The following is a 26662-nucleotide window of genomic DNA, read 5'->3' as shown; positions in this document are numbered from 1 at the left end:
CTTGAACACCGCAGTGGATTCTTCGCGGGCAAGCCTCGCTCCTACAGGGGGCGCGGTTATTTCTTCATTATTGATGTGAACAGGTCTGACTCGATGAAGCGCTGCAACCACGCCTGCAACCGCACATAAGGCGTCTGCCCGAACCAATCGCGATCCACGTGGGCGAATTGCCGTACGAACGGCATCAGGGCGATGTCCGCCAGGCTCGGATGCCCGGCCAGCAAGTAGTCGCGTCCCTCCAGCAATTCATCCAGCTTGCGCAAGAACACCTCGCCCTCTGACCGGTAAAACTCCATCGGCTGCTCGGGATAACGCTCGGCGTACTTGTAGCGATTCAGGTGCACCTTGAACACCTGATCGTTCTCTTCGATCAGTGCGGCGCTGCGTTGCTGTCCTTGCGGATCATCCTTGAGCAACCAGTCCTGCGGATCATTCTGCGCCAATGCCCAGCACATGATTTCCAGGCTCTCATCGATCACCCGTCCATCCACACTCAGCACCGGGACCGTGCCTTTGCTCGACAGTGCGAGCATTTCGGCCGGTTTGGCCTTGAGGCTCACCTCGACGATATTCACCTCAACCCCTGAATAACGCAGCGCCATGCGTGCGCGCATGGCGTAGGGGCAGCGGCGGAATGAATACAGCGTATTCATTTCACCTCCAGGGTACTCAGGCCGTTGCCTTGGCGGTGGACTTGTATCTGCACCGGAATCCGTTCATGCATTTCCTGCACGTGGGAAATCACCGCAACTTTGCGTCCTTGCGCTTGCAGACCGTCGAGTGCATCCATGGCCAGTTGCAGGGATTCCGGATCGAGGCTGCCGAAGCCTTCGTCGATGAACAGCGATTCGATTTTCAGCGTGCTCGACGCCATCGACGCCAAACCGAGCGCCAACGCCAGCGACACCAGGAATGTCTCGCCGCCGGACAGCGAGTGCACCGAGCGCAGTTCATCGCCCATCTCGGTGTCCATCACCAATAAGCCGAGCATGCTGCCGCCGCGTTTCAAACGATAGCGCCGCACCAGTTGTCGCAACTGGACGTTGGCGTGGTGCACCAGCAGGTCGAGGTTGTAGGCCTGGGCGATCTTGCGGAAGGTGTCGCCGGTGGCCGAACCGATCAGCGCATTCAAGCGTGCCCAGCGCTGGTATTCGGTATAGGCGTCGGCGATCTGCTGCGCCAGCGCCTGATTGGCGTTCTGTCGACGTTGATCCTCGGCCTGTTCCGCGCGCAATTCGGCGCAACGATGTTCGCTGGCGGCGAACAGGTTTTGCAGCTCTGCCAGCGTCGTGGCCAGTTGTTCGGCATCGAGATTGCCGTTGTGCTGCGCCTGATGATCGAGCAAGCGTTGATCGCGCTCCTGCAACAGCACATTGGCTTGCTCGATGGCTTTTTCGCTCTGCTGCAATCGTTGGCGTAGTTCGCTGACGTGTTGGTCGTCGACGCTCAACAGATCTTCCAGCCCGCCGTCGTCCAGCTCTGGATGTTGCGCGCGCCAGTCGGCAATTTTGCCACTCAGCTCGCGATCTTCAGTTTCCAGAGCCTGCGAACGTTCCTGCTGCGCCTTGAGTTCAGCGGCCAGTTGCACCAAGCGCGTGCGCACGGTTTGCAATTCCTGATTGGCCGTCGCTTCGGCAGTGCGCGCCTGCTCGACGGCCTGATCCAGTTGCTGCTGCCACTGTTCGGCGCTGGCATGTTCGCCGAGCAGTCGCGTCAGTTTTTCCTGGCAAGCCTGTTGCTGCCCGGTCAACGCCGTGAACTGCTGCTGCGCAGCGTCCTGTTGCTGAATGCGGGTCTGCTGGCGGTCCTGTTCTTTCTCCAGCGTCTGCTGGCGTTGTTGCTGTTCGCCGAGTTCATCGCGCTGCTGGTCGAGTTGTTGCAGACGCTGGGCGATTTGCCGGTCGAGCTGCATGAAGGTCGCGGCGGGTTCGTTGCGCAGCGCTTCCAGCGTCTCGGCTGGCAGCAGGGTGCTGAACGCGGTCAGTTCTTCGTCCAGACGTTGGCGGTCGCCGCTCAACTCGCGTTGCTGGTTGATCAGGTGCTGTGTTGCCTGTTGGTTCGCCGTTTCGGCGCTGCGCAGTTGTTGCGCAAGGCGTGCGGCGTCCTGCTGCAGGGTGAGCAGGGCGGTTTGCCGTTGTTCATCCTGAGTGATGCTCTGGTTCAACTGGCTGCTTTGTTGGGTTAGCCAGGTATCGCGTTTGCTTGCGTCCTGGGCCAACAGTTGCGCGGACAGTGGGTGCGCTTCCAGGCTCGGCGTCAGGCCTTGTTGCTGAGCCGCGAGCTGTTCTTGCTGTTGCAGCAATTCCTTTTGCTGAGCAATCAAACCGCCGACTTCGGCGCGCAGATCGGTGAGTTTTTCCTTGAGCAGGTCGACGGCTTTCTGAGCGTTGGCCTGTTCGCTTTCATCATGCCGGCCGAGGCTTTGCAGCAAGGCTTCGGGCTGATGATAAGGATGGTCCGGGCTGCCACAAACTGGGCACGGCTGATCGTCCTGCAACTGCGCACGCAGTTCTTCGACACTGGCACTGCGCGCCAGACGCTGACGCTCCAGCAGTTCGCGGGTGACGGTCAGGGTCTGTTCGGCGACGGTCAGTTCGGCCTTGGTCTTCACGCCATCCTGGGTCAGACGATCGCGGTCTTGCTGAGCGGCAAGTTGCCGCTGCTGAAGCTCGGCACCGCGTTTGTTCAGTTCCTGCTGGCTGGCCCACAGTCGTGTCAGTTCTTCAAAGGCCCGCAGTTGCTTGCGGTTGTCTTGCAGCAGGCTGCCGAGGATCTGAATCTGCTCGGCCACCGCTTCGGGCTCGGCGCCGGCTTCTTTGTACAGCACCTCAAGGCTCTGGCGCTGGGTGGCCAATTCCTCGGCGGCGCGGGCGGCGCTTTGCTCCAGGGCGGCCAGTTCGGCCTGGCCCTTGTTCAGGCGATTGCCGATCAGCATCAGTTGTTGCAGGCGATCGCGGTAGGCGTTCCAGGCATCGCTCAACGGCGCCAGATGGGTGCTTTGCTCAAGCTCACCGGCAATCCGCTGCAACCGTTCGGCGACCTGTTTCTGTTGGTCGAGCAAACCCTGGATCTTGCCCTGACCCTGAGTGCAGGCCAGTTCCGCCTGCTGCTTGAGGTCGGCACTGAGGCTGGCGTCCTTGACCAGGCGGGCGAGGGTGCTTTGCTCTTCGAAGGCTTGACGCAGCAGTGGCGCGCTGGAGGCGTGTTGGCTTTGCGCTTGGGTCAGCGCCGTTTGGGCGGTGCTCAGGCTCTGTTCGAGTTGAGTCTGTCGCTCGGTCAGTTCACTTTGGAGTTGCGTGTGCTGTTGGATCTGCGCCGCCAGCGGGGTGAGCTGGGCGGTAAGTTCGGTTTTGCGTGCGAACTGATGACGTTGCGGAGCCAGTTGTTCTAGACGGGTCAGCTTCAAGCGCTCGCTGGCCAGGCTGTTCCAGTGTTGCTGGGCGGCTTGCAGTTGCTCAGTGGCGCTCTGTTGCGCGTCCTGCAACTGGCGCAGGTCCTTGAGCCAGGTGTGTTGCAACTCCAACTGTTTGAGCTGCGCCTGTTGGGTCTTGAGTTGCTGTTGCGCGTCGTTGAAGCGCTCATCCAGCTCGGCCCGGTCTTGCGGCGACAGCGGTGTGACTCCGGTGGCCTGGTCCTGCAACAGCTTGTGGGCTTCGCGAGCTTCTTTGGTCTTGTCGAAAGCGCGGCGACCGAGACGGGTGTAGAGCGCGGTATCGGTGAGCTTTTCCAGCAGTTCGCTGCGGTCGTTGTCGTCAGCCTTGAGGAAAGCGCTGAACTCGCTCTGAGCGAGCATTACGGCGCGGGTGAACTGTTCGAAGTTCAGGCCCAACGCGGCTTCGAGTTGAGCTTTGTATTCGCCTTTCTGGCTGGCCAGCAGTTGATCCTGATCGATGTCGCGCAGGCTCTGGCGACTGGCTTGCAGCTTGCCACCGGCCTTTTCCCGAGCGCGATTGGCCTCCCAGCGAGCGCGATAGCGGCGACCGTCGATGCCGACGAAATCCACTTCCGCATAACCTTCGCCGGTGCCACGGCGCAGCAGGGTGCGCGGGTCGCCGGTGCCGATTTCGCCATCGGCGTCCGGGACCTTGGCATCGCGGCCGGTGTTGTTCAGGCGCGGCACGGCGCCAAACAGCGCCAGGCACAGGGCATCGAGCAGCGTGCTTTTGCCGGCGCCGGTCGGCCCGGTAATCGCGAACAGGCCGGCACTGGCCAAGGGCTCCGCGGTGAAGTCGATTTCAAACGGCCCAGCCAGGGAGGCGAGGTTTTTTAGACGGATCGCGAGGATCTTCATGGCTGTTCGCTCTCCATCTGCACGTCTTGCAACAGCTCGGCGAAGTCCTTGAGCGTTTGCGCGTCGACCTCACTGCCGTAGTTGTCCTGCCATGCGCGGCTGAACAGTTCCTGCGGCGTCAACTGATCCAGTTCGATCAAGGTGGCGCCATCATCGACGCCCTCGCGGCTGCCGTTGCCGGCATATTCGGCGGCAATCCGCACCAACCGCACGGCTTTGCCTTGCAGCGCCGTCTCCACTTGATGGCGCAGATCCGGTTGCGGTTCGTCGAGACGAACCCGCACTTCCAGCCACGGCTGACGCTGGATATCGGCGAGCAGGTCGATGTTGGGCAGGTCGGCCAGTTGCAACAGAATCTCCGCCAACGGCGCGGAGCCGAGGCGTTGCAAGTGGACGGAACGCGGAATCAGGCGCGGTTCGACGCTGACCAATGTTTCGCCATCGAGCTGAATGTCGAGGATCTGATGCTGGTAATTGATCTCGGAGAACGACAACGGAATCGGCGAGCCGCAGTAGCGAATGCGCTCTTCACCATTGACCTTCTGCGGCTTGTGCAAATGCCCGAGGGCGACATAGCTGATGCTCGGCCCGAACAGACTGGCGGGCAGGGCTTCGGCGTTGCCGATGATCAAACTGCGCTCGGAATCTTCCGAAACCGAACCGCCGGCCATGTGCGCATGGCTGATGGCGATCAGCGCCTGGCCCGGCTTGCGCTTGATATTCGCGGCTTCAATCAGCCATTCATGAACCTGGCCGATGCCACGCAAATAGTTATCGCCCAAATGCGCGCCAGTCACTTCGGCGGGGCGCAGGAACGGCAGCGCCAGGCACCAGGCGGCAATTTCGCCGCTGGCATCAGGCAACGGCAGCAATAGGCGTTCGGCATCCAGTTGGCCGTCGTCGAGCCACAGCACGCGACCGAGGGCGTGAGTACGTAAACGCCGCATCAACGGCGCGGGCAGTTCGATCCGCGAGCCGGAGTCATGGTTGCCGGCGATCATCACGATGGTCAGCAACGGCTGCTGCTCGTGGGCGCTGACGATGAAATCGTAGAGGCGTTCCTGGGCTTTGACCGGCGGGTTGACCGTGTCAAAGATATCGCCGGCGATCAGCAGCACATCGGGCTGATCCAGCTTCAGCTGACGCAGCAGCCAGTCAAGAAAACAGGCGTGTTCGAAATCGCGCTCCTGGCCGTGCAGGTTCTGCCCAAGGTGCCAGTCGGAGGTGTGAAACAGACGCAAGGCGTACTCCGTAGGAAATAAGGTGATGGCCGCGAGGAAAATGGTGGCGGCTAAAGAGGGGGGAGTTTACTGGCAAATGTGCAAAGGAACACGGGTTTGGGGATGTCGAAGCTTTGCAGAGGAACACGATCCCTGTAGGAGCGAGGCTTGCCCGCGAAGAACGATGACTCGATGCATCTGTTAGACCGCGTCATCGTTCTTCGCGGGCAAGCCTCGCTCCTACAGGTGATTGGTGTGCCTCGGCAGGAGGCTGCAATCTTTTGATTCTATTTGGGATAAAGCGGCGGCAACCCGCTATCGCCAACCATATCCTGAACCCCTTCGGCCGTCGGAATCGCACGAATCGCGCGCCAGAGATCTTCGCCTTGCCAGTATTGGCCGGTTTCGCTGTAGAGCGCGCCGTTCAGACCGTCGAGGGCATCGGACAAGGGCACGAAGCGCGCCGCCATGTCGGCCAGGGTTTCTGGTTGCTGGCGGGCCCAGGCGTCGAGGGCCTGGCGGGTGGCGTGGGAGTCGTTGGCCTGGCAGGCGCGCTTGAGGTCGTCGAGCAAGGTGCGTGGGCTCGGGCCGGTCTGCGCCGCTCGCAGGATTGCCGGTTGCCAGCGGGCGCGCCACCAGAGGCCGAAGCCCAGCAGGGTGGTGCAGGCCAGAATCACGGTGCTGAGTTTCCACCACCAGAGGGCTTTGTTGTTGGCGCCGGACATCACCTGCGGGCTGCCTGCCGGGGTATCGACGATCAGGCTCGGATTGCTCGCCACTTGCAGTGTGCGGGCCGGCAGGCTGCTGTGTTCCAGGTGATCCTCGAAGGTGTTCCACCAGACTACTTCAACGCTCGGCAAGTCGATGGCGCCGGTGCGGGTCGGCACCAGGGCTTCACGGTCCTCGCGACTGCCGATCAAGCCGCGTTCGCTGCTCTGGTTGCCCAGCACCGGTTGATCCGGGTAGCGCCGCAGGCCGTTGATCTCGGTGGCGGGCAACGGAGGCAGTTGCGAACTGGCGAGGCCTTCGGCGTTCAAGATCAGGCTGCGGGTCAGCGAGTCGCCGACCTGCGCAAGATCCGGTTCCGGGCTCCAGCTTTCGCTCAGGCTCAGGCTGCGGGCCGGCAGCCAGGGAACATCGGCCGGATACGTGCCGGGTTTGGCCTTGACCGTCAATGGGATTTCGGCGGATTTGACGCGCATCAGCTTGCCCGGCCTCGGCCCTTGAGGTGTTGCGTCCTGGGACGGCAAGGTATCGACCAGTGTGGCGCTGAACATCTGCGCTGGAATGGTCAATTCACCGCTGTGCTGCGGGTAGATCGCGTAGCGCATTTCGATCACGCCATGGCGCAATCCGTTGATGACTTTTTCGTAGGTGCGCGAGTCGCCTAGCTGTTCGATGCGCGCATCGGGAATCTGCAATGGGGTCAGGCTGCTGTCGTCATACAGCGACACCGAATGGTAAATGCGCAAGGTCAGGATCGCCTGAGCCTGCACATAGACGCTGTTCTGGTCGAGGCTGGCCTCGATGAACACCGGCGCCAGTGCGTTGCTGCTGTCCTGGGTTTCGCTCTCGATCACCTGCACGGTAATCGGCTGGCTCTGGACGTCGCCCAGTTGCAGCGATGGAATCACCACGCTGCCGTTTTGCCGGGGCAGCAGGGTGATGATCCAGCGGGTGGTTGCTTGAGTGTCGCCGTTGAGGGTGTTCAATTGGTTGACCTGACGGGTGCCGCGCACCTCGAACAGCGGCTCCAGCGGGGTCAGGTCGGGTTTGCCGAACTGGGTCACGTCGCTGGTTTCCAGGGTCAATTCGACTGTCTCGCCGGAATTCAGGCGGCTGCGATCGACGCTGGCGACCAGCCCTGCGGCTTGGGCCTGAACGGCACAGAGCAACAGGGCGGGCAACAGTGCGAGCAAGAAGGCGGTGAAGCGGGTCATCGAGTTTTTCCCTGATCCTGATGTTGTTGCTGTTCGTACCAAAATTTGCGTCGGAGTAATTCACCGGGGTCATCCGGGATCTTGCGCAGCCATTGTTCCAGCGCCTGGCGCTGTTCGCCTTCGAGCATGTCGCTGGCCGGGCGCCGCGGTGGCGTGGTGCTTTGCTCATCCCCCAACTCGCTGCCGGGGACCTCATTGGCGCCCGGTTGCGGTGGCGTCGTGGGCGGCTGTTCGGCGTCCGGCGTGGTTTGCTCGGCGTCGGTTTTCGGCTGGCCATCGCTTGGTTGGGTGGCACTGCCCGGCGGCGTTTCCTGGGTGATGGTTTCGGTTTCTCCATCGGCGGTTTTGTCCGGCTCGACGGGCGGCGCTGAGGCTTTCTGTTTGAGCAGACTTTCCACCAATGCCTTATTGGTCAGGGCAGGGCGCAGATCCGGTTGACGTTCCAATGCTTGTTCGTAAGCATCCAGCGCTGCTTCCAGCTCACCGCTTTTGGCCAGGGCGTTACCCCGATTGTAGTGGGCGTGGGCATCGCTGCCTTGGGCAAACCGCTGGGCGGCGCCACTGTAGTCGCCGGCTTCATAGAGCGCCACGCCTTGCCATTGCGGATCTTCGAAATGTTGCACGGCTTCGGCCGGACGCTTTTGTTTGAGCAAATGCAGGCCCTGCTGATCGGGACGCAGCCACAAGTCTTCGAAGTCGAAGGCGTAGCTCGGTTGCGGCAGCAGGAACAGCAGCGGCAGGCAGAACAGCCAACCCCGGCGCCCGGCACAGGCGGCCAGTAATAACAGCGGCAACAGCAGCCAGTAGCCCTGATCGGCCCAAGTGTCGAGGCGCAATGTCTGACCGTCGTTGCGCAGATCCCGTGGGCCGTCGAGCAGGCCAAGGCCGCGCAGATCGGCATCGTCCAGACGCGCCTGGCGATAACGTCCGCCCAGGCCATTGGCAAAGGCTTTCAGGCTGGGACCGTCCAGATTCGGCACCAGAATCGCGCCCAGATCATCCTTGAGGAAACTGCCGTCGTCCTGCGCGACCGGCGCACCTTCGGCGGTGCCGATACCGAGCATCAGAAATGGCGTGGACCTGTCGTCCAGCGACTGACGAATGCCTTGGCGTTCCTGTTCCGTCAGCGACGAACCGATCAGCAGGATCCGCCCCTGGCCGAGGGCGCCCTGATCCAGCAGCGTCAGGGCCTTGGCCACCGCCAGATCGGCACGATGACCGGCTTGGGGCATCAGCGACGGCTTGAGCGCATCCAGCAGGTTGCGGCTGGTCGACAGGTCATCCGAAAGCGGTACCAGAGTGTGAGCGCTGCCGGCGTAGACGACGATTGCGGTCTGCGCGTCGCTGCGGTTTTGCAACAGGTCGAACAGTTTGCGCCGGGCCTGTTCCAGTCTGTTCGGCGCCACGTCGGTGGCGAGCATTTCCGGGGTCAGTTCAAGCAATATCACCAGCGGGTCAGCGGGTTTCTGACCAGTTTGCTCGACGCGCTGCCAGCTCGGCCCCAGCAGGGCCAGCACGGCCAGCACCCAAGCCAGGCCCAGAGCGACCCACGGCAGTTTGCTCTCGCGACCGCTGCCACCACTGAGCAGCGCGGCATGGAAGGCCGGCGGCAGAATCATTTGCCAGCGGCCGGCGCGCTTCTGTCGGTGCCAGAGTTGCCAGAGCAACCACCCCAGCAACGGCAACAACAGCAGCCACCAAGGGCGGAGCCAGTGCGGCCAGAGCGCAATCATCGGCGCCTCCGCAGACGCAGGCGTTTGAGTCGCTGACGCCAGTCGGGCCGTTGCGTTTGCACAAGCCGCTCTTTGGTAAATAGCCCCTTGGTAAACAGCCGTTGCAACGGGTTATCTGGCCAACGCACGCGGACAACCAGCAGCAGGCTCAACAGCAATGCCATCGCCAAAGGCCAGTGATACAACGCTTGGGCCGGGCGGGCCTGCGTGGGTTGCTGGGTCACCGGTTCCAGTTTGTCGAGGGTGAGCTTGATCGCCTGTAATTCCTTGCCGTCGTGGGCGCGGAAGTACTGGCCGCCAGTGGCTTGGGCGATGGCCTTCAAGGCCGGTTCGTCGAGGTCCAGGCTCGGGTTGACGCCCAGAAATCCCAGGGTGCCACTTTGCTCCGGATCGGCGCCGATACCGATAGGGTAGATTTTCACGCCTTCTGTGGCCGCCAGGCGTGCGGCGGTCAGCGGATCGATTTCGCCGCCATTGTTGGCGCCATCGGTGACCAGAATCAGCACACGACTTTGTGCCGGGCGTTGACGCAGGCGTTTGAGGGCCAGGCCGATGGCATCGCCAATCGCGGTGTTCTTGCCGGCAATGCCAATCCGCGCTTCGTCGAGCCACACGCGAACGGTGTGCCGGTCGAAGGTTAGCGGCGCTTGCAGATAGGCCTGGCTGCCGAACAGGATCAACCCGACCCGGTCACCGTCGCGACTTTCAAGAAAATCACCGAGCAAATGCTGCACCAGCGCCAGTCGGCTGACGTCTTCGTTCTGCCACTGCATGTCGGGGAAGTCCATGGAGCCGGACACGTCCACCGCCACCAGCAGATCGCGGCCACTGGCGGCAACCGGCAGGGGTTCGCCGAGCCATTGCGGGCGCGCCGCGGCGATCAGCAATAACAGCCACAGCAAAATGAACGGTGCTTGCTGACGCCACGCAGGCAGATTCGCCCGGGCGCGACGGCGGGCCAGGCCTTCGAGGTCGCTGAGAAAGCTGACTTTGAGCGCCGGTTCGCCGCTGTCGGCCACCGGCAGCAGTACCCGCATCACCCAGGGCAGTGGCAGCAGGGCGAAGATCCACGGCCAGGCGAACTCAAACATGTTTGCGAATCCAGGTGTCGACGGCTTGAGTCAGCCCAGCGATGGCCTTGTCGTCGAGTTTGCATTCAGGTTTGTAGGCGCCTTCCACCAGCACCATCCAGCGCGTGAGGCCGGCGGCCGGGCAGCGATTATCGAGGAACGCCAGCCATTTGCGCCCGTTAAGGGTATGGCTCTGGCTGTAGGGGTAATGGTTGCGGCACAGCCGTTTGAGCAACCCGTTGAGTTGCTGCAGCCAGGCACCGGCCGGGGCTCCGTCATAGGGTTTGGGCATTCGGGCGAGTTCGGCCAGGGCGGCGAGACGCACCGGGTCCAGCGGTTGTTCGGCGCGGACGACAGGGCGCTTGTTTGGAATGAAACGGCGCAACTGCCACAGGCCGAAACCGATCAGTGGCAGCAACAACAGTAGCAGCCACCAGCCCGGCGCCGGCGGCCAGAAGCCGATCGGTGGCGGGGAAATCAGCGGTTGCAGTTGATCGACGCTGCTCATCGACTTTTCCCCGGACGTTGCGGATTCAAGTATTCGCGCAGTTGCTCGACCATTTCGCTTTGGGTGCTCAACGGCATCAGCAACACCCGCAGCTTTTGCGCCAGCAGTTCCCAGCGGGCGATACGTGCTTCAGCTTGTGCGCGATAGGCTTGGCGCAAATCGAAATTCAACGTGTCGAGTTCCAGTTGCGCCCCGCGTTCGGCAAAACGAAGCAAGCCGGCGGCGGGCAGGGCGTGATCCAGTGGATCGGATACGGGCAGCAGCAACAGGTCGCAATGACGCGACAACAGACTCAGCTGCTGTTCGGCGCTGTCGGACAAGGCGCGTTCGTCGCAGATCACGATCACCAGGCTGCCGGGGCGCAACACTTCCCGGGCACGGCGCAGGGCAATGCCGAAGGCGTCGCGGTCCGGCTCACGTTCGGTGTGCAGCGACTGATTGACCCGCACCAGTCGGTTAAGCAATTGCAGCAGGCTCTGTTTGCTGCGTCGCGGCTTGATTTCGTAGTGCTCGTCGTCGCCGAACACCAGCCCGCCGACCCGGTCGTTATGACCCAACGCGGCCCAGCCAATCAGGCTCGCTGCCTGGGCGGCAAGTACCGATTTGAACATCAGCCCCGAACCGAAAAACAGCCGGCGGCTCTGTTCGACCATGATGAAAATCGGCCGCTCGCGTTCTTCATGGAATAGCTTGGTATGAGGCTCCTGGGTCCGGGCGGTGACGCGCCAGTCGATGCTTCGCACATCATCACCAGCCTGATAGACCCGCACCTGATCGAAGTCCACCCCACGCCCGCGCAGTTTGGAGTGGTGCAGGCCGATCAGCGGGCTGCGCTGGCTCGGCGTGGAAAACAGCTGCACTTCACGCACGCGATGGCGCATCTCGATCAGCTCGGCGAGGCTGACACGGATGCCCGGCTCGGGCGGCAGGAGGGCGTTCATCGGGGTCAAGCGACGGCTACGACGTCGAGAATCCGCTGGACCACCCGGTCCTGGTCGATGCCAGCAGCTTCTGCTTCAAAGGAAAGAATGATGCGGTGGCGCAACACATCGAACAGCACCGCCTGAATGTCTTCCGGGCTGACGAAGTCGCGACCGGCGAGCCAGGCATGGGCCCGGGCGCAACGGTCGAGGGCGATGGAGCCGCGCGGGCTGGCGCCGTAGGCGATCCATTCAGCCATTTCCGGGTCGAACTTGGCCGGGATGCGCGTGGCCATGACCAGTTGCACCAGGTATTCCTCCACGGCGTCGGCCATGTACAACCCGAGGATTTCCTTGCGCGCGGCGAAGATTGCCTGCTGGCTGACCCGGCGCTCAGGCTTGGTTTCGCCGTGCAGCGCTTCGCCGCGAGCCTGTTGCAGAATCCGGCGCTCGACGGCGGCGTCAGGGAAGCCGATTTTCACGTGCATCAGGAAACGGTCGAGCTGGGCTTCGGGCAGCGGGTAGGTACCTTCCTGCTCGATAGGGTTTTGTGTGGCCATGACCAGAAACAGCGGCGACAGATCGTACGTGCTGCGCCCGACGCTGACCTGACGTTCGCCCATGGCTTCGAGCAGAGCCGACTGGACCTTGGCCGGAGCACGGTTGATTTCGTCCGCCAGTACCAGGTTGTGGAAGATCGGGCCTTGTTGGAACACGAAACTTCCGGTTTCCGGGCGATAAATTTCCGTGCCGGTGATGTCGGCCGGCAGCAGGTCGGGGGTGAACTGGATGCGATGGAACTGGGCTTCGATGCCTTCGGCGAGTTCTTTGATGGCCTTGGTCTTGGCCAGCCCCGGAGCTCCCTCGACCAGCATGTGGCCGTCGGCGAGCAAGGCGATGAGCAAGCGCTCGATGAGTTTTTCCTGGCCGAGAATCTGCGTTGAAAGAAAGGTTCGCAGCGCAAGCAGCGCTTCACGATGTTCCATCGATTGACTGTTCCTGGAAAGGGTGACCGAAGACGTTCGAATAACGCCATGGCTGGGGGCGTTACTTTAATCCATCGCGGGGGGCGGCGACTAACGGCATTTTGTGCAAAGTACGGGAATTGATGGGCGAAACTGTTGGAATTTTGTAGGGGGTGGGTATTGCGGTGTTCTTTTGGACGCCTTCGCGGGCAAGCCTCGCTCCTACAGGTATTGAGTCGGACACATTATTGCAGTGCCTCGGTACCTGTAGGAGCGAGGCTTGCCCGCGAAGGCGTCCGTTCAGCCACCTTCAGAGTTCGCTGATGTAAGTACCAGTCCCCTTAAGAATGTTCTGCAAGGTTTCTTCCACCTCAACCAGGTCCTGCGCATCGGTGCTATGCAGAATTTCCAGCGAATCTTCGCCATCGAGCACATCGACGTCCGCGGCGGCGATTTCGATCAGCAGGCGGTCGGGGCTGAGGGTGACTTTCACACCGTTGAGGGCCGAAGGCTTGTCGTGGAAGATGATCTCCAGTTCATCCTCGTCCGGAAAGCGGCTCATCAGGAACATTTCGCCCTCGGCGCTGGTGCAGCAGAGCATGGCCAAGTTGTCTTCTTCTTCGTCGCACGGGTTGACGATCAAGAGGTCAGTTGTCATTTGCATGGGAAAATCCTGGCTCGGCGAGCGTGGTGAACGTAACAAAAGACAATTCTGCCAGCCCTCGGGAATTTCTGCTCGGCTGAGTGTCAGAAGATGTGTCGTGAACATTCACTGTGTCATTGGTCATTTTTGGCACGCAGGTGCCGTAAAACCGGGCATAAAACGCCCATTTTCCTGCACGACTGCTAGTGTTGTTCGAGGCACATGCCGCGAGTTGCGTGCCGATGACCGAATATGTCGCAGCGCTGCAAGCATGGCCCTTGCCGCACTCGTTAAGCTGCGCAACGGATGAGCACCCGTAAAGGCATTGCCTGTTGCCTTGGCAGTCGTTTTTGCAGATGCCCATTCTTGGAAGGTGAATGTGACCTGAGTGTCTCGTCCAGCTTCACCCACCTGTCATCCTGTTTCCTCTGCCCGAGAATCAGGAACAGGGTGACGGATTGCCCCGAAAGGGGTTTGCACGCGACGCTTCCATCAATAACAAGCCCAAGCGGAGTACCACAGATGGCGTTCTTCACCGCAGCCAGCAAAGCCGACTTCCAGCACCAACTGCAAGCGGCACTGGCGCAGCACATCAGTGAACAGGCACTGCCACAAGTGGCGCTGTTCGCTGAACAATTCTTCGGCATTATTTCCCTCGACGAGCTGACCCAGCGTCGGTTGTCCGATCTCGCCGGCTGCACCCTTTCTGCGTGGCGCCTGCTTGAGCGCTTCGATCACGCGCATCCGCAAGTGCGCGTCTATAACCCTGACTACGAACGCCACGGCTGGCAGTCGACCCACACCGCGGTCGAAGTGCTGCACCACGATCTGCCGTTTCTGGTGGACTCGGTGCGCACCGAGCTGAACCGTCGCGGCTACAGCATTCATACCCTGCAAACCACTGTGCTGAGCGTGCGTCGCGGCAGCAAGGGCGAGCTGTTGGAAATCCTGCCGAAGGGCACCCAGGGCGAAGGCATTCTGCAAGAATCGCTGATGTACCTGGAAATCGACCGTTGCGCCAACACGGCCGAACTGAATGTGCTGACCAAAGAGCTGGAGCAGGTTCTCGGTGAAGTCCGCGTCGCGGTCGCCGATTTCGAACCGATGAAAGCCAAGGTCCAGGAACTGATCGAAGGCATCGACAACAGCCAGTTCATCATCAACGCCGACGAAAAGTCCGAAATCAAGAGCTTCCTGGAATGGCTGGTGGGCAACCACTTCACCTTCCTGGGCTACGAAGAATTCGTGGTGGGCGAGGATCAGAACGGCGGTCACATCGACTATGACCAGAACTCGTTCCTCGGCCTGACCAAACTGTTGCGCGCCGGCCTGACGGTCGATGATCTGCGTATCGAAGACTACGCCGTGAACTACCTGCGCGAACCGACGCCGCTGTCGTTCGCCAAGGCTGCACACCCAAGCCGTGTTCACCGTCCGGCATACCCGGATTACGTGTCGATTCGTCAGATCGATGCCGATGGCAAGGTTATCAAGGAATGCCGTTTCATGGGCCTGTACACCTCCTCGGTGTATGGCGAAAGCGTGCGGGTCATTCCTTACATCCGTCGCAAGGTCGAGATCATCGAACAGCGTTCGGGCTTCCAGGCCAAGGCTCACTTGGGCAAGGAACTGGCCCAGGTGCTTGAAGTGTTGCCGCGCGACGACCTGTTCCAGACCCCGGTGGACGAGCTGTTCACCACTGTGATGTCGATCGTACAGATCCAGGAACGCAACAAGATTCGCGTGTTCCTGCGCAAAGACCCGTATGGCCGTTTCTGCTACTGCCTGGCCTACGTGCCGCGCGACATCTACTCCACCGAAGTGCGCCAGAAGATCCAGCAAGTGCTGATGGATCGTCTGAAAGCCTCGGACTGCGAGTTCTGGACCTTCTTCTCCGAGTCCGTGCTGGCCCGTGTGCAACTGATTCTGCGCGTCGATCCGAAGAACCGTCTGGACATCGACCCGATTCTGCTGGAAAAAGAAGTGGTGCAGGCATGCCGCAGCTGGCAGGACGACTACGCGAGCCTGGTGGTCGAAAGCTTCGGCGAAGCCCACGGCACCAACGTGCTGGCCGACTTCCCGAAAGGTTTCCCGGCCGGTTACCGCGAGCGTTTCGCAGCCCACTCGGCTGTGGTCGACATGCAGCACCTGCTGAGCCTGAACGAAAAAAATCCGCTGGTCATGAGCTTCTATCAGCCATTGGCTCAGGTTTCCGGTCAGCGAATGCTGCACTGCAAGCTGTACCACGCCGATACGCCGCTGGCGTTGTCCGACGTGTTGCCGATCCTGGAAAACCTTGGTCTGCGTGTGCTGGGTGAGTTCCCGTATCGCCTGCGTCACAACAATGGCCGCGAATTCTGGATTCACGACTTCGCGTTTACCGCCGCCGAAGGCCTGGAACTCGACATCCAGCAACTCAACGACACCTTGCAGGACGCATTTGTCCACATCGTGCGTGGCGATGCCGAGAACGATGCCTTTAACCGCCTGGTGCTGACCGCCGGTTTGCCATGGCGCGACGTGGCGCTGCTGCGTGCTTACGCCCGCTACATGAAGCAGATCCGCCTGGGCTTCGACCTGGGTTACATCGCCAGCACCCTGAACAACCACACCGACATCGCTCGCGAGTTGACCCGGTTGTTCAAGACCCGCTTCTACCTGGCGCGCAAACTCGCCAGTGATGATCTGGAAGACAAGCAACAACGCCTGGAACACGCGATTCTGGCAGCACTGGACGATGTTCAGGTGCTCAACGAAGACCGCATCCTGCGTCGTTACCTGGACCTGATCAAAGCGACCCTGCGGACCAACTTCTACCAGACCGACGCCCACGGTCAGAACAAGTCCTACTTCAGCTTCAAGTTCAACCCGCACCAGATTCCAGAGCTGCCGAAGCCGGTACCGAAGTTCGAAATCTTCGTTTACTCGCCTCGCGTTGAAGGCGTGCACCTGCGCTTTGGCAACGTTGCTCGCGGTGGTCTGCGCTGGTCCGACCGTGAAGAAGACTTCCGTACTGAAGTCCTGGGCCTGGTAAAAGCCCAGCAAGTGAAGAACTCGGTGATCGTGCCGGTCGGTGCGAAGGGCGGTTTCCTGCCGCGTCGCCTGCCACTGGGCGGCAGTCGTGACGAGATCGCGGCCGAGGGCATCGCCTGCTACCGCATCTTCATCTCGGGCCTGTTGGACATCACCGACAACCTGAAAGACGGCGCGCTGGTACCGCCGGCCAACGTCGTGCGTCATGACGACGATGACCCGTACCTGGTGGTGGCGGCGGACAAGGGCACTGCGACCTTCTCCGACATCGCCAACGGCATCGCCATCGATTACGGCTTCTGGCTGGGTGATGCGTTCGCTTCCGGCGGCTCGGCAGGTTACGACCACAAGAAAATGGGCATCACCGCCAAGGGCGCGTGGGTCGGCGTACAGCGCCACTTCCGCGAACGCGGCATCAATGTTCAGGAAGACAGCATCACTGTGGTAGGCGTCGGCGACATGGCCGGTGACGTGTTCGGTAACGGCTTGCTGATGTCCGACAAGCTGCAACTGGTCGCAGCGTTCAACCACCTGCACATCTTCATCGACCCGAATCCGGAGCCTGCCAACAGCTTCGCCGAGCGTCAGCGTCTGTTCGATCTGCCGCGTTCGGCCTGGTCGGATTACGACACCAGCATCATGTCCGAAGGCGGCGGGATCTTCTCGCGCAGCGCGAAGAGCATTGCGATTTCCCCGCAGATGCAAGAGCGCTTCGACATTCAGGCGGACAAACTGACCCCGACCGAACTGCTCAATGCCTTGCTCAAGGCACCGGTGGATCTGTTGTGGAACGGCGGTATCGGTACGTACGTGAAAGCCAGCTCCGAAAGCCACGCCGATGTCGGCGACAAGGCCAACGATGCACTGCGCGTGAACGGCAACGAACTGCGCTGCAAAGTCGTGGGTGAGGGCGGTAACCTCGGTATGACTCAGTTGGGTCGTGTCGAGTTTGGTCTGAATGGCGGCGGTTCCAACACCGACTTCATCGATAATGCCGGTGGTGTGGACTGCTCCGACCACGAAGTGAACATCAAGATTCTGCTGAACGAAGTGGTACACGCCGGTGACATGACCGACAAGCAACGTAACCAGTTGCTGGCGAGCATGACCGACGAAGTCGGCAACCTGGTGCTTGGCAACAACTACAAGCAGACTCAGGCACTGTCCCTGGCGGCACGCCGTGCCTTGCCGCGGATTGCTGAATACAAGCGTCTGATGAACGATCTGGAAGGCCGCGGCAAGCTGGATCGCGCCATCGAGTTCCTGCCAGCTGAAGAGGCGATCAACGAGCGCGTCGCGGCGGGCCATGGCCTGACCCGTGCCGAGCTGTCGGTGCTGATCTCCTACAGCAAGATCGACCTCAAGGAAGCGCTGCTCAACTCCTTGGTGCCGGACGACGATTACCTGACCCGCGACATGGAAACCGCTTTCCCGCCGACGCTGGTGAGCAAGTTCTCCGCTGCCATGCGCCGTCACCGTCTGAAGCGTGAAATCGTCAGCACCCAGATCGCCAACGATCTGGTCAACCACATGGGCATCACCTTCGTTCAACGACTCAAAGAGTCGACCGGCATGAGCCCGGCGAACGTGGCCGGTGCTTATGTGATCGTTCGCGACATCTTCCATCTCCCGCACTGGTTCCGTCAGATCGAAGCCCTGGACTACCAGGTCTCCGCTGATGTGCAACTGGAGCTGATGGACGAGCTGATGCGTCTGGGTCGCCGCGCTACGCGCTGGTTCCTGCGTGCCCGTCGCAACGAGCAGAACGCTGCCCGTGACGTCGCGCACTTCGGTCCGCATCTGAAAGAGCTGGGTCTCAAGCTCGACGATCTGCTCAGTGGCGAAATCCGCGAAACCTGGCAGGCCCGTTATCAGGCGTATGTCGCAGCCGGTGTGCCGGAGTTGCTGGCGCGCATGGTTGCAGGCACCACTCACCTGTACACCTTGCTGCCGATCATCGAGGCCTCGGATGTGACCGGTCAGGACGCAGCGGACGTGGCCAAAGCCTACTTCGCCGTGGGTAGCGCGCTGGACATCACCTGGTACCTGCAACAGATCAGCGCTCTGCCGGTTGAAAACAACTGGCAGGCCCTGGCCCGTGAAGCGTTCCGCGACGATGTCGACTGGCAACAACGTGCGATCACCATCTCCGTCCTGCAACAGGGCGATGGCACCCAGGACGTGGAAACACGCTTGGCGCTGTGGATGGAAGAGCACGAAGGCATGATCGAACGCTGGCGCGCGATGCTGGTGGAAATCCGTGCCGCCAGCGGCACTGACTACGCCATGTACGCGGTGGCCAACCGTGAACTGCTGGACCTGGCGTTGAGTGGGCAAGCGGTAGTGCCTGCCGCTACGCCTGCCGCTGTCAGCACCGAGCTGGAACCGGCTGCCTGATAGGCGTTGAATGAAAAAAGCCCTGTCTCGAAAGAGATGGGGCTTTTTTTTGTCTGAAGGTTTTGTGGTGTCTGGTCGGGCCTCATCGCGGGCAAGCCTCGCTCCTACAGGGTTTATGTTGGTCGCGAAAATTTCGTACGACACAAATCCTGTAGGAGCGAGGCTTGCCCGCGAAGAGGCCATCAGCCGCACCGAGGCCTTTTTATGTACCGCGATCAATTTTCCAAAGGAATCAACACTTCCTCATCCGGAGCCAACACCATGAACACCAAGAGCTTGGAGGGTTGGGTGGCGCTGGCATTTTTCGAGACCAGATGTTCCGACCCGGCCGGTTCGTACCAGAACTCGCCGGCCTTGTAGGTGATCGCTTTTTCACCTTTGACTTGCGAAATGATCTCCCCCGAAAGCACATAGGCCATGGCCGTGCCTTGGTGTTTATGCGCGATGGACGATTGGCCAGGCTCGTAATCGACTTCGATCATCAAGGCTTTTTTGCCGGGTGCGTTTTTCAGCATCTGGTCCTGCAGGACGGTGACTTTTTCTGAAGGGGGTGCGGTGTCGTGGGCGAATGCCGAGGCTGAAACACTCAGCGTCAGGGCGGCAAGAGGGGCAGCGAAAAAACGAAGCGCATTCATGGTTGATTACCTGAGGTGGTGAGTCGTCAGGGACCACAGTAAGCCGCGCTATCGGGCAATCAAACGGCCAATTTTCGAGAAGGTGAGGGGGCCAATCACCGATATCACATTACCCGTAGCAGCTGCTACAGCGAACGCAGCCTCGGCAGTTGCTACGGGGGCGATCTTTTGATCTTGCTTTTAAACGATTGGAAAGCTGTTGAAGTCGACGGCATTGGCCAGTCGGCTGTCGATCAGGCCGATAAAGCCTTGCACTTCGGGGCAGTTGAAATGCGATTGCATGGCCGCTTCCGATTGCCAGCGGGCGCTGACTGTCCAGCGGGTATCGTCCTCGGGGCAGCGATCGACCATATAGGAGTCACAGCCTGGAAGTTCGCGCAGGGTGTCGACAATCTTTTGCAGTTGCTTACCCAGTTCGTCCGAGCGGCCGGCGGCGGCTTGCACCTTTACCGTGGTGATCACTTCGTTGGACATTGCTCACACTCCTGAATCAGGCCGGACGAATCCTGCTCATTGAGGGATAACGCCTATGCAGGATAGGCCTGACCTCCGGGACCGCCAATAGCCAATCGCCGGATAAAGCCGCAGACCAATCCGTCAGCCGAGTTGCTGCAAAATGTCCCTTAAACGGTCCAGGGCGATGTCGATGTCCAGGGTTTCGATCGCGCCGAACCCCAGGAAAAGCCCGGCCCGCGGCGCTTGCTGGTAAAAAAAGCTGTCCAGGGAATAGAGCCCCACTTCGACTTTTTTTGCCAATTCGATCACCAATGGAATATCGACCGGCACCTTGCACAGCACCGCCATGTGGAACCCGGCCGTGGTCGGCACCGCGTCAAACCACGGCGAAAGGTCGCCCGCCATGCGCGCCAGAATCCTTTCACGGCGCCCGGCGTAAATCGTATGGCAGCGCCGGATGTGCTTGAGCAGACAGCCCTCGGCAATGAATTTGGCCAACGCCCATTGAGGCAGGGTGGAGGTGTGCAAGTCGGTGAGCTGCTTGGCGCGGATCACCGCTTCGAGAATCGCTGGCGGCAAAATCGCGTACCCTAGCCTCAGCTCCGGCAACAAGGTCTTCGAGAAAGTACCGACGTAGGCGACGATGCCGCGCTCATCCTGGCTTTGCAGCGAGTCGGTGGGCCGGCCTTCGTAGCGGAATTCGCTGTCGTAATCATCTTCGATGATGATCGCCCCCAGTTCATGGGCGCGCTTGAGCAAGGCTTCGCGACGGGCCTGGCTCATGGGCATGCCCAAGGGGAACTGGTGGGACGGGGTGACGTAAATCAGCCGGGTGCCGTCGGGAATGTGCTCGACCTGAATGCCTTGCGCGTCGACTGGCACACCGACCACCGTCGCGCCATGGCTTGCGAACAATAGGCGCGCTGGCGGGTAGCCGGGGTCTTCCATGGCGACGATGCTGCCCGGTTGGGTCAACACCCGGGAAATCAGATCCAGCGCCTGTTGCGCGCCATTGCACACCACCACGTCTTCATCCTGACAATTGACCCCGCGGGAAAATGCGATGTGCCGTGCGATGGCATTGCGCAGCGCCGGCAGGCCTTCGGGCTGACTGTAGAAGCCTTTGGAACCGGCAATCTGCCGCAAGGCATGGGAGGTGCAGCGGCGCCAATCGTCTTGCGGAAACTGGCCTTTGCTGGTGGCGCCACCGATGAACTCGTAACGCAACGAGCCTTCCAGCGTCGGGTGGCGCAAGAACGTCGGCAGGTTGCGCCAGCGTTCGATGACCTCAAAGCTCGCCAGCTCCGAATGGCTCTGCTTGCGAACGGTTTTCGCTGCTCGGGCATTGACGTAGGTGCCTTTGCCGATTACCCCGGTGAGGAAGTTCTCGTAGGTCAGTTGCGAATAAGTGTCGGAAATGGTCTTGCGCGAAATCCCCAGTTGTTCAGCCAGCAAGCGGCTGGGCGGCAGCTGCGTCCCGGCTGCCAGGCGACCGGATTCAATGGCGTCGCGCAGTTGCCGGTACAACTGGCCTGCCAAGTCCTTGCGGCCGTTGATGACAACATGAAGTTCCATACCGGCGGGGCTCCTGGGGCGGTTGAGGCAACTGTGCGTCGCGCCAGATTACCCGCATGAACGGCTGCGCAGAAGTTGCGTGGGCGAAAAACCTGCGATTGGCCTGCTGCCGGGCGGTCCATGGCTTTTTCGCTGAATTGGGTCTGTAACACTCGCGCATCGACGCCTACTGTGGAGTCTCTGATCAGCTCCACGAGGCCTTCCATGAATCCCCGTCTGGATTACTACAGCGCATCCCCCAAAGCGATGAAAGCCATGATCGCGATGGAGGCCTTGACCAGCAATTTGAGCATCGAACCGGCCTTGTTGCACCTGATCAAAATCCGCGCCTCGCAGCTCAATGGCTGCGCGTTCTGCACCGACATGCACTCGGTGGACGCACGGCGTTTCGGCGAAACCGATCGCCGGCTGTATGCGATCGTGGTCTGGCGCGACAGCAACTTCTTCAACCCTCGGGAACGAGCCGCCCTGGCCTGGACCGAAGCGGTGACCCTGCTCTCGGAAAGCCACGTCCCGGACGACGTTTACGCACTGGCCCGGGAGCAATTCAGCGAAGGCGAGCTGGTCGATTTGACGATGGCCGTCAGCACCATCAACAGCTGGAATCGCCTGGCGGTGAGCTTTCGGCAAACGCCCAGTGATTGAGTCGCAGAACCTGTAGGAGCGAGCGGTGCGGCGATCCGACTTGCCCGCGAAGAACGATGACGCGTAATACCTGAAAAACCGCGGTGCATTCTTCGCGGGCAAGCCTCGCTCCTACAGGCAGTGACTGATCACCTGCCATTGAGCAGCGGCGACGTTGCAGTCGCGGGCGCCGGCCGCTGCGGTTTCACCGACGTGCCAAAGGTATTGCCCATGCGTGTGCTGGTGGCCGCCGGTGTGGCCAGGCCCAACTGATGGGGTGGCCGTTTGTTGATCGGCACGTTCATCGCCTGCTGATTTTTCTGCGCAGCGACAGCCCCCTCGGGGTTGTTGCCCATCTGCTGGCTGAGGCAGTTGTAGTCCGGCGTCTTGTAGCCAGCGACCGTCACTTCGACGCAACCCAGCGGTTGTTCGGCGTGAGCCAGCGACAGCCCGGTCATCAGCAGCACGCCCGCTGCAAGGTTCGACAGATGTTTCATTGAAGGCCTCCTGGCCGGCCACAAAGGGGCCGCTCTGAAGCGTGAGTCTAGAGCAAAGCGCCTTAATGGCTCGTGATGGTTTTTTTGCACCGGCCGTCACATCAGATTCATATACAGCCCTCAGGATGACGGTTTTCAGGGGTACGTCAGCCGTGCAGCGAGGCAGAGCCAGGGACGGGCGCCAGGTTTTAATGACTCACGTTCGCCAGGCTTGCCTGGCGTTGCTGTTTTGGTTGATGTCATCGGCAGTGTCCGCCGGTCCGGTCGATCCGCGCACTCCGCTGGAACTGGACATCCCGGCCCAGGCACTGGCCAGCGCGCTTGAACGGTTCAGTCGCTCAACCGGCATGGCTGTTCTGGTGGATCGCCAGTTGACCCGCGGTCGTCGTTCGGTCGCCGTGAAAGGACGCCTGAATGCTACCGATGCGTTGAGGCTGATGCTCAGTGGAAGCGGGCTGATGGCGCGGTATGTCCGAGCGGATGCGTTCACCTTGCAGGTGGCGCAGGTCGCCGAGGTGCCCTCGGTGTCAGGCACAGTCGCAAACAATGCGCCGCTTGCGGGCGGCAGTTATGCGACGGCGATTCAAACGGCGCTCGAACGTCGCTTGTGCCGCTCGCCGGTGACCCGGCCGGGCAGTTTTCGCGCGTTGTTGCAACTGTGGATCGGCCGTGACGGTGTGGTGCAGTACAGCCGGCTGGTCAGTTCCACAGGTGATGTTCAGCGCGACTCGGCGCTGGTGGAAAGTTTACGCAACCTCAGAATAGAACGCCCGGCGCCCAGCTCTCTTGGTCAGCCGGTCACGCTGCTTTTGTTACCGGAATCGTCAGGAAAGCGCATGGAATGCACACAATGGGAAGGAGTTTCCGGGGGATGAAAGACACCGGGCAAAGTTCGATGGTCAGGCTGTTCCTGACGTCCTATGACGATTTCAAGGTGCGCTTGCGCAGGCGCCTCGGTTCGGAGGATCTGGCCAACGACGTCCTGCACGAAACCTACCTGCGGGTCGACCGCATGGAAGCTCCGCCGAACATCGCGCAACCCAATGCCTACCTCTATCGCATGGCCCTGAACATTGCTGCCGACCGGCGCCAGTCGGACGCCCGGTTGCTGACCGGCAGTGAGGTGGAAGAGCTGTTGCAGGTGTCCGACGAAGCGCTTGACCCGGCACGGGTGGTGGGCGGTCAGAAGGAAATTCAGTCGCTGCTCAAAGCGCTGTACGAACTGCCGGCGCGTCGGCGCAAGATTTTTATCGCCGCGCGTCTGGAAGAGGCGCCCCACCTGGAAATCTCCCGGCGTTTTGGCATTTCGACACGGATGGTCGAGAAGGAAATCAAAGCCGCCTTGGGCCATTGCGCCGCGCGCCTGGAAAGAAAAGTCATTCAGCGGTTCGGTCCCGGCGCGGGAAAACCGTCTTGATAGAAGAGTCCAGATTAATCCGTGAGTACCCCCGCGCTTGAACATCTTCCGTATGTCATTCCCTGAGGCGACACCCCAGGACCGGCTGCAAAGCGAAGCCCAGGACTGGTTGATCCTTTTGACCTCGGGCCGGGCGACCGCCGCCGATGCGCGTGCCTTGCGCCAGTGGTGCGCGCAAAGCCCCGAACACGCCCGTGCCTTCGAGCAAAGCAAGCTGTTGTGGCAGCAGTTGCAGCCCGCCGCCGAAGGTTTGCAGGCGCCGCGGACGCTGGGGCGTCGGGCGTTTCTTGGCGGCGCCATCGCGGCGTCCGCGGCGTTTTTGCTGATTCGTGGCACTGTGCCGGGCGGTTTTTCCGGGCTCGGTGCTGACTACATCACGCAAGTCGGCGAGCAGCGGCGAGTCGATCTGGCAGACGGCGTGAGCCTGGAGCTCAATACCCAGACGCGGATCAATCGCCGTGACAGTGCCAGTTTCGAACTGGTCAGTGGCGAAGTCGAAGTCCTGACCCGTGCTCAGGCGCCGCTGAAGGTTCAGGCCGGGGCAGGCTGGTTGAGTGCGAGCCAGGCCCGGTTCAACCTGCGCAACACCGATCAGAGCGTATGCGTTACCTGTCTGGACGGCGCGTTGCTGGTTGATGTACAGGGGCGCAGCCTTCGCCTGGAGTCAGGCCAGCAACTGACCTATGACGCCCAGCGAGTCGGCACGCCGCAAGCGGTCGACACCTCGGCGGTGATTGCCTGGCGCCAGCAGGTATTGGTGTTCAACGACGCCACGCTGTCGACGGTGATCGACGAGATCAACCGTTACCGCCCCGGGATGTTGCTGCTGCTCAACAGCGAGTTGGGCAAGCGCAAGGTTCAGGCACGCTTCAGCCTGGATCAACTGGCGGGCGTGGCGTTGTTGATTCGCGATGCGTATGGGGCCAAATGCACGGAGTTGCCGGGTGGGGTGGTGGTGCTCAGCTAGAGTGGTGGGCTTGAGGTTTTGGGTGTTGCGGCTGGCGCCTTCGCGAGCAAGCCCGCTCCCACATTTGATTTCCAGTGTTCATACGGTCAATGTGGGAGCGGGCTTGCTCGCGAAGAACGATAACGCGGTTTCCCTGACTCACTCCAACGGCCCCAACACCTGCCGATATTGCTCAACCCCCTGAGGCGTTTGCCGCGTCAGGCGGATCTCGATCCCCAGCGGATTCTCCCGCCGGTTACCGCTCAGTTTCCTCCAGCCCTTGTCCACCTCCCACACCCGCAACGCGGCTTCGCTGACGTCATTGAGCACGGCCACTCCACCGGTGGGGGCCGGCAGCGGATAGTGACTGCGCGACGGCGCCTGAGCCCGATAGAGCGTGCCGCCCTTGAGCCACCAGCGCACGCGCTGCAACTCGCCATTCTGGTTGGGCGCGACGCGGATCACGTCCAGACGAAAGCCTTTGCCATTGGTGCTGCGCACGGTCAGCGCAGGCGGGGCGCTGGGCGGTTCGTTTTCAACCCCGGGTTTGGCCGGCTCGGACAGCTCGATGCTGGCGCGCATCGCGACGTCGCGCTCCAACTGGTTCAGCGCCCGCAGCAGGGCTTCGGTCTGTTCGGTGCTGGCCTGCAAATGTGCGTCGGCGCGGGTAACGCTGTCCAGACCGCGCCAGGCAATCAGGCTGACCACAGCCATCAGCATGATCGCCACCATCACTTCGATCAGGGTAAAACCTTGTTGGGCCTTCATTGGACGCTCACCTGACCGGCGGCGTTGCGTTGCACGCTGATGCTGTTGAGCCCGTCCGACAGCTTCAACTGCAAGGGCGCGTTGATCCACTCTGCATTCAGCACGACTTTTTGCCTGGGCTCCACGCGCACCTCCAGCCCCGGCGTCTGCCAGGGGCGGGGGCGCAGTTGTGGGTCGTTGTTGAAGTGATCGAAGCCTTTGTCCTGGTCATTGCGGCGACTGAAGCGAAAGCCCTTGGCGTCGGCCAGCCAGGTGATCGGCCGGCCGTCGGCCCGGGCTTCGGCTTGCGCCACCTGGAGCAGTTGCGCGACACGCTCGGCGTCCTTGCGCAGCAAATGCAACGGGTCCGGTTTGATGCTCAGGCTGATCGCCGCGCTGGCGATGCCGATGATCACCAACACCACCATCAACTCGATCAGGGTAAAGCCCTGTTGTTTGAACCCATTCATCAACTGCGCGCTCCTTTGCGTCGGTTTTTATCCTGCACGGCAAAGATGATGGGTGTGTGAAATAAAAACGTGAGAATTAAGCGGTAGGCTCAGGGCAGGGACTAAAAGGAGATTCAGCCCATGTCGTTCACCGATCGGTTTTCCCCGGCACAGTGCGTGCAGGCTGTTGCCTTGCTGGCGACTCTGGCCGGTGTCATAACTTGGTCATCGCTGCTACTCACTTCCGCTGAATCCCGAACCCCGGAGGCGGCGCCGCAATTGATTGCCGAGCGCTCCAGTAACCCGGCCCTGCAATGGTTTTCCAACCAACCTGCGCCGGTCGATATCAAGGTCGGCGGCGTGCTGGCCGGCAGCCGTGGCGCCGTGGCCATCCTCAGCCTCAACGATGGCCCGCCACGCAGCTTTCTGGTGGGTGAGCGCGTGAGCCACGGGGTGAAAGTCGTGGCTATCGAAGGCGATGCTGTGGTGATCGAGCGCGGTACGGAACAAACCCGGTTGGTGCTCGACAAACTGCCGGATTCACCTTCGCTGCCCGTATTGACTCAACCCTAGCCCTGATGCCTGGCGCAATCCCA

At 61.2% G+C, this 26662-nt stretch carries 22 protein-coding genes; 6 read left to right on the top strand and 16 right to left on the bottom strand.

The annotated features are described in order from the left end of the window. Window positions 1–56 precede the first annotated feature (56 nt). The 10 genes from CKW20_RS16040 to CKW20_RS15995 form a co-directional block, all read right to left on the bottom strand. Entirely contained in the window at window positions 57–653 is a 597-nt protein-coding gene (locus CKW20_RS16040) for a glutathione S-transferase (RefSeq protein WP_095053795.1), read from the bottom strand. After that, window positions 650–4291 (bottom strand): AAA family ATPase, encoded by a 3642-nt coding sequence (locus CKW20_RS16035; protein ID WP_095053794.1) that lies wholly within the window; start codon window positions 4289–4291, stop codon window positions 650–652. Before CKW20_RS16035 ends, CKW20_RS16040 begins: the two co-directional genes overlap by 4 nt. Further along, on the bottom strand, window positions 4288–5532 hold the full coding sequence (locus tag CKW20_RS16030; RefSeq protein WP_095053793.1) for an exonuclease SbcCD subunit D C-terminal domain-containing protein: 1245 nt from the start codon (window positions 5530–5532) through the stop codon (window positions 4288–4290). Before CKW20_RS16030 ends, CKW20_RS16035 begins: the two co-directional genes overlap by 4 nt. Window positions 5533–5798: 266 nt before the next feature. Beyond that, a complete protein-coding gene (locus CKW20_RS16025; protein WP_095053792.1) occupies window positions 5799–7451 on the bottom strand; it encodes a BatD family protein in 1653 nt (550 codons plus the stop codon). Continuing rightward, entirely contained in the window at window positions 7448–9184 is a 1737-nt protein-coding gene (locus CKW20_RS16020; protein ID WP_095053791.1) for a tetratricopeptide repeat protein, read from the bottom strand. Before CKW20_RS16020 ends, CKW20_RS16025 begins: the two co-directional genes overlap by 4 nt. Continuing rightward, window positions 9181–10275 carry a VWA domain-containing protein gene (locus CKW20_RS16015; RefSeq protein WP_095053790.1) on the bottom strand — a complete coding sequence of 365 codons (1095 nt, stop codon included), beginning with the start codon at window positions 10273–10275 and terminating at the stop codon, window positions 9181–9183. Before CKW20_RS16015 ends, CKW20_RS16020 begins: the two co-directional genes overlap by 4 nt. Continuing rightward, on the bottom strand, window positions 10268–10762 hold the full coding sequence (locus CKW20_RS16010; RefSeq protein WP_095053789.1) for a DUF4381 domain-containing protein: 495 nt from the start codon (window positions 10760–10762) through the stop codon (window positions 10268–10270). The genes CKW20_RS16015 and CKW20_RS16010 overlap by 8 nt, the downstream gene beginning before the upstream one ends. Next, on the bottom strand, window positions 10759–11703 hold the full coding sequence (locus tag CKW20_RS16005; protein WP_095053788.1) for a DUF58 domain-containing protein: 945 nt from the start codon (window positions 11701–11703) through the stop codon (window positions 10759–10761). The genes CKW20_RS16010 and CKW20_RS16005 overlap by 4 nt, the downstream gene beginning before the upstream one ends. Before the next feature lie 5 nt (window positions 11704–11708). Continuing rightward, window positions 11709–12668 carry a MoxR family ATPase gene (locus tag CKW20_RS16000; RefSeq protein WP_095053787.1) on the bottom strand — a complete coding sequence of 320 codons (960 nt, stop codon included), beginning with the start codon at window positions 12666–12668 and terminating at the stop codon, window positions 11709–11711. Between the two features lie 289 nt (window positions 12669–12957). Continuing rightward, window positions 12958–13311 (bottom strand): hypothetical protein, encoded by a 354-nt coding sequence (locus CKW20_RS15995; protein ID WP_095053786.1) that lies wholly within the window; start codon window positions 13309–13311, stop codon window positions 12958–12960. A gap of 501 nt (window positions 13312–13812) precedes the next feature. Here CKW20_RS15995 and CKW20_RS15990 point away from each other — a divergent pair. After that, on the top strand, window positions 13813–18720 hold the full coding sequence (locus tag CKW20_RS15990) for an NAD-glutamate dehydrogenase (protein ID WP_095053785.1): 4908 nt from the start codon (window positions 13813–13815) through the stop codon (window positions 18718–18720). 215 nt (window positions 18721–18935) lie between these two features. Here CKW20_RS15990 and CKW20_RS15985 read toward each other — a convergent pair whose 3' ends face one another. From CKW20_RS15985 to CKW20_RS15975, 3 genes are all read right to left on the bottom strand, one after another. Then, a complete protein-coding gene (locus CKW20_RS15985) occupies window positions 18936–19355 on the bottom strand; it encodes a cupin domain-containing protein (RefSeq protein ID WP_095053784.1) in 420 nt (139 codons plus the stop codon). A 180-nt stretch (window positions 19356–19535) separates the two neighbouring features. After that, entirely contained in the window at window positions 19536–19829 is a 294-nt protein-coding gene (locus tag CKW20_RS15980; RefSeq protein ID WP_063343499.1) for a putative quinol monooxygenase, read from the bottom strand. A gap of 123 nt (window positions 19830–19952) precedes the next feature. Further along, window positions 19953–21386, bottom strand: a complete 1434-nt coding sequence (locus tag CKW20_RS15975; RefSeq protein ID WP_095053783.1) for a PLP-dependent aminotransferase family protein — start codon at window positions 21384–21386, stop codon at window positions 19953–19955. A gap of 204 nt (window positions 21387–21590) precedes the next feature. On the opposite strand from CKW20_RS15975, the gene CKW20_RS15970 reads away from it, so the two are divergent. After that, window positions 21591–22031, top strand: a complete 441-nt coding sequence (locus tag CKW20_RS15970) for a carboxymuconolactone decarboxylase family protein (RefSeq protein ID WP_095053782.1) — start codon at window positions 21591–21593, stop codon at window positions 22029–22031. 128 nt (window positions 22032–22159) lie between these two features. Here the strand turns inward: CKW20_RS15970 and CKW20_RS15965 are convergent, their stop codons facing one another. After that, window positions 22160–22507: a hypothetical protein gene (locus tag CKW20_RS15965; RefSeq protein ID WP_095053781.1), complete on the bottom strand. Its 348-nt coding sequence runs from the start codon at window positions 22505–22507 to the stop codon at window positions 22160–22162. Between the two features lie 191 nt (window positions 22508–22698). Between CKW20_RS15965 and CKW20_RS15960 the strand changes: the two genes are divergently transcribed. Genes CKW20_RS15960 through CKW20_RS15950 form a run of 3 tightly spaced genes read left to right on the top strand, consistent with a single transcriptional unit; the run spans window position 22699 to window position 24891 of the window. Further along, window positions 22699–23382: an STN domain-containing protein gene (locus tag CKW20_RS15960; RefSeq protein ID WP_095053780.1), complete on the top strand. Its 684-nt coding sequence runs from the start codon at window positions 22699–22701 to the stop codon at window positions 23380–23382. Beyond that, a complete protein-coding gene (locus CKW20_RS15955; RefSeq protein ID WP_095053779.1) occupies window positions 23379–23924 on the top strand; it encodes an RNA polymerase sigma factor in 546 nt (181 codons plus the stop codon). Before CKW20_RS15960 ends, CKW20_RS15955 begins: the two co-directional genes overlap by 4 nt. A gap of 37 nt (window positions 23925–23961) precedes the next feature. Further along, on the top strand, window positions 23962–24891 hold the full coding sequence (locus CKW20_RS15950; RefSeq protein ID WP_095053778.1) for a FecR family protein: 930 nt from the start codon (window positions 23962–23964) through the stop codon (window positions 24889–24891). A 138-nt stretch (window positions 24892–25029) separates the two neighbouring features. Here the strand turns inward: CKW20_RS15950 and CKW20_RS15945 are convergent, their stop codons facing one another. Together CKW20_RS15945 and gspH are read right to left on the bottom strand one after the other, a co-directional pair. Further along, the gene (locus CKW20_RS15945) at window positions 25030–25638 is read right to left on the bottom strand and encodes a type II secretion system protein J (RefSeq protein ID WP_095053777.1); all 609 of its coding nucleotides are present in this window, start codon (window positions 25636–25638) and stop codon (window positions 25030–25032) included. Beyond that, on the bottom strand, window positions 25635–26087 hold the full coding sequence (gspH, locus tag CKW20_RS15940) for a type II secretion system minor pseudopilin GspH (protein WP_095053776.1): 453 nt from the start codon (window positions 26085–26087) through the stop codon (window positions 25635–25637). The genes CKW20_RS15945 and gspH overlap by 4 nt, the downstream gene beginning before the upstream one ends. Before the next feature lie 120 nt (window positions 26088–26207). On the opposite strand from gspH, the gene CKW20_RS15935 reads away from it, so the two are divergent. After that, window positions 26208–26639, top strand: coding sequence for a type II secretion system protein N (locus CKW20_RS15935; RefSeq protein WP_095053775.1), 432 nt, complete (start codon window positions 26208–26210; stop codon window positions 26637–26639). The last annotated feature ends 23 nt before the right edge of the window (window positions 26640–26662 follow it).

Source organism: Pseudomonas sp. Irchel s3b2 (assembly GCF_900187445.1).
Taxonomy (GTDB): domain Bacteria; phylum Pseudomonadota; class Gammaproteobacteria; order Pseudomonadales; family Pseudomonadaceae; genus Aquipseudomonas.
This window is presented reverse-complemented; position numbering and strand designations above follow the sequence as displayed.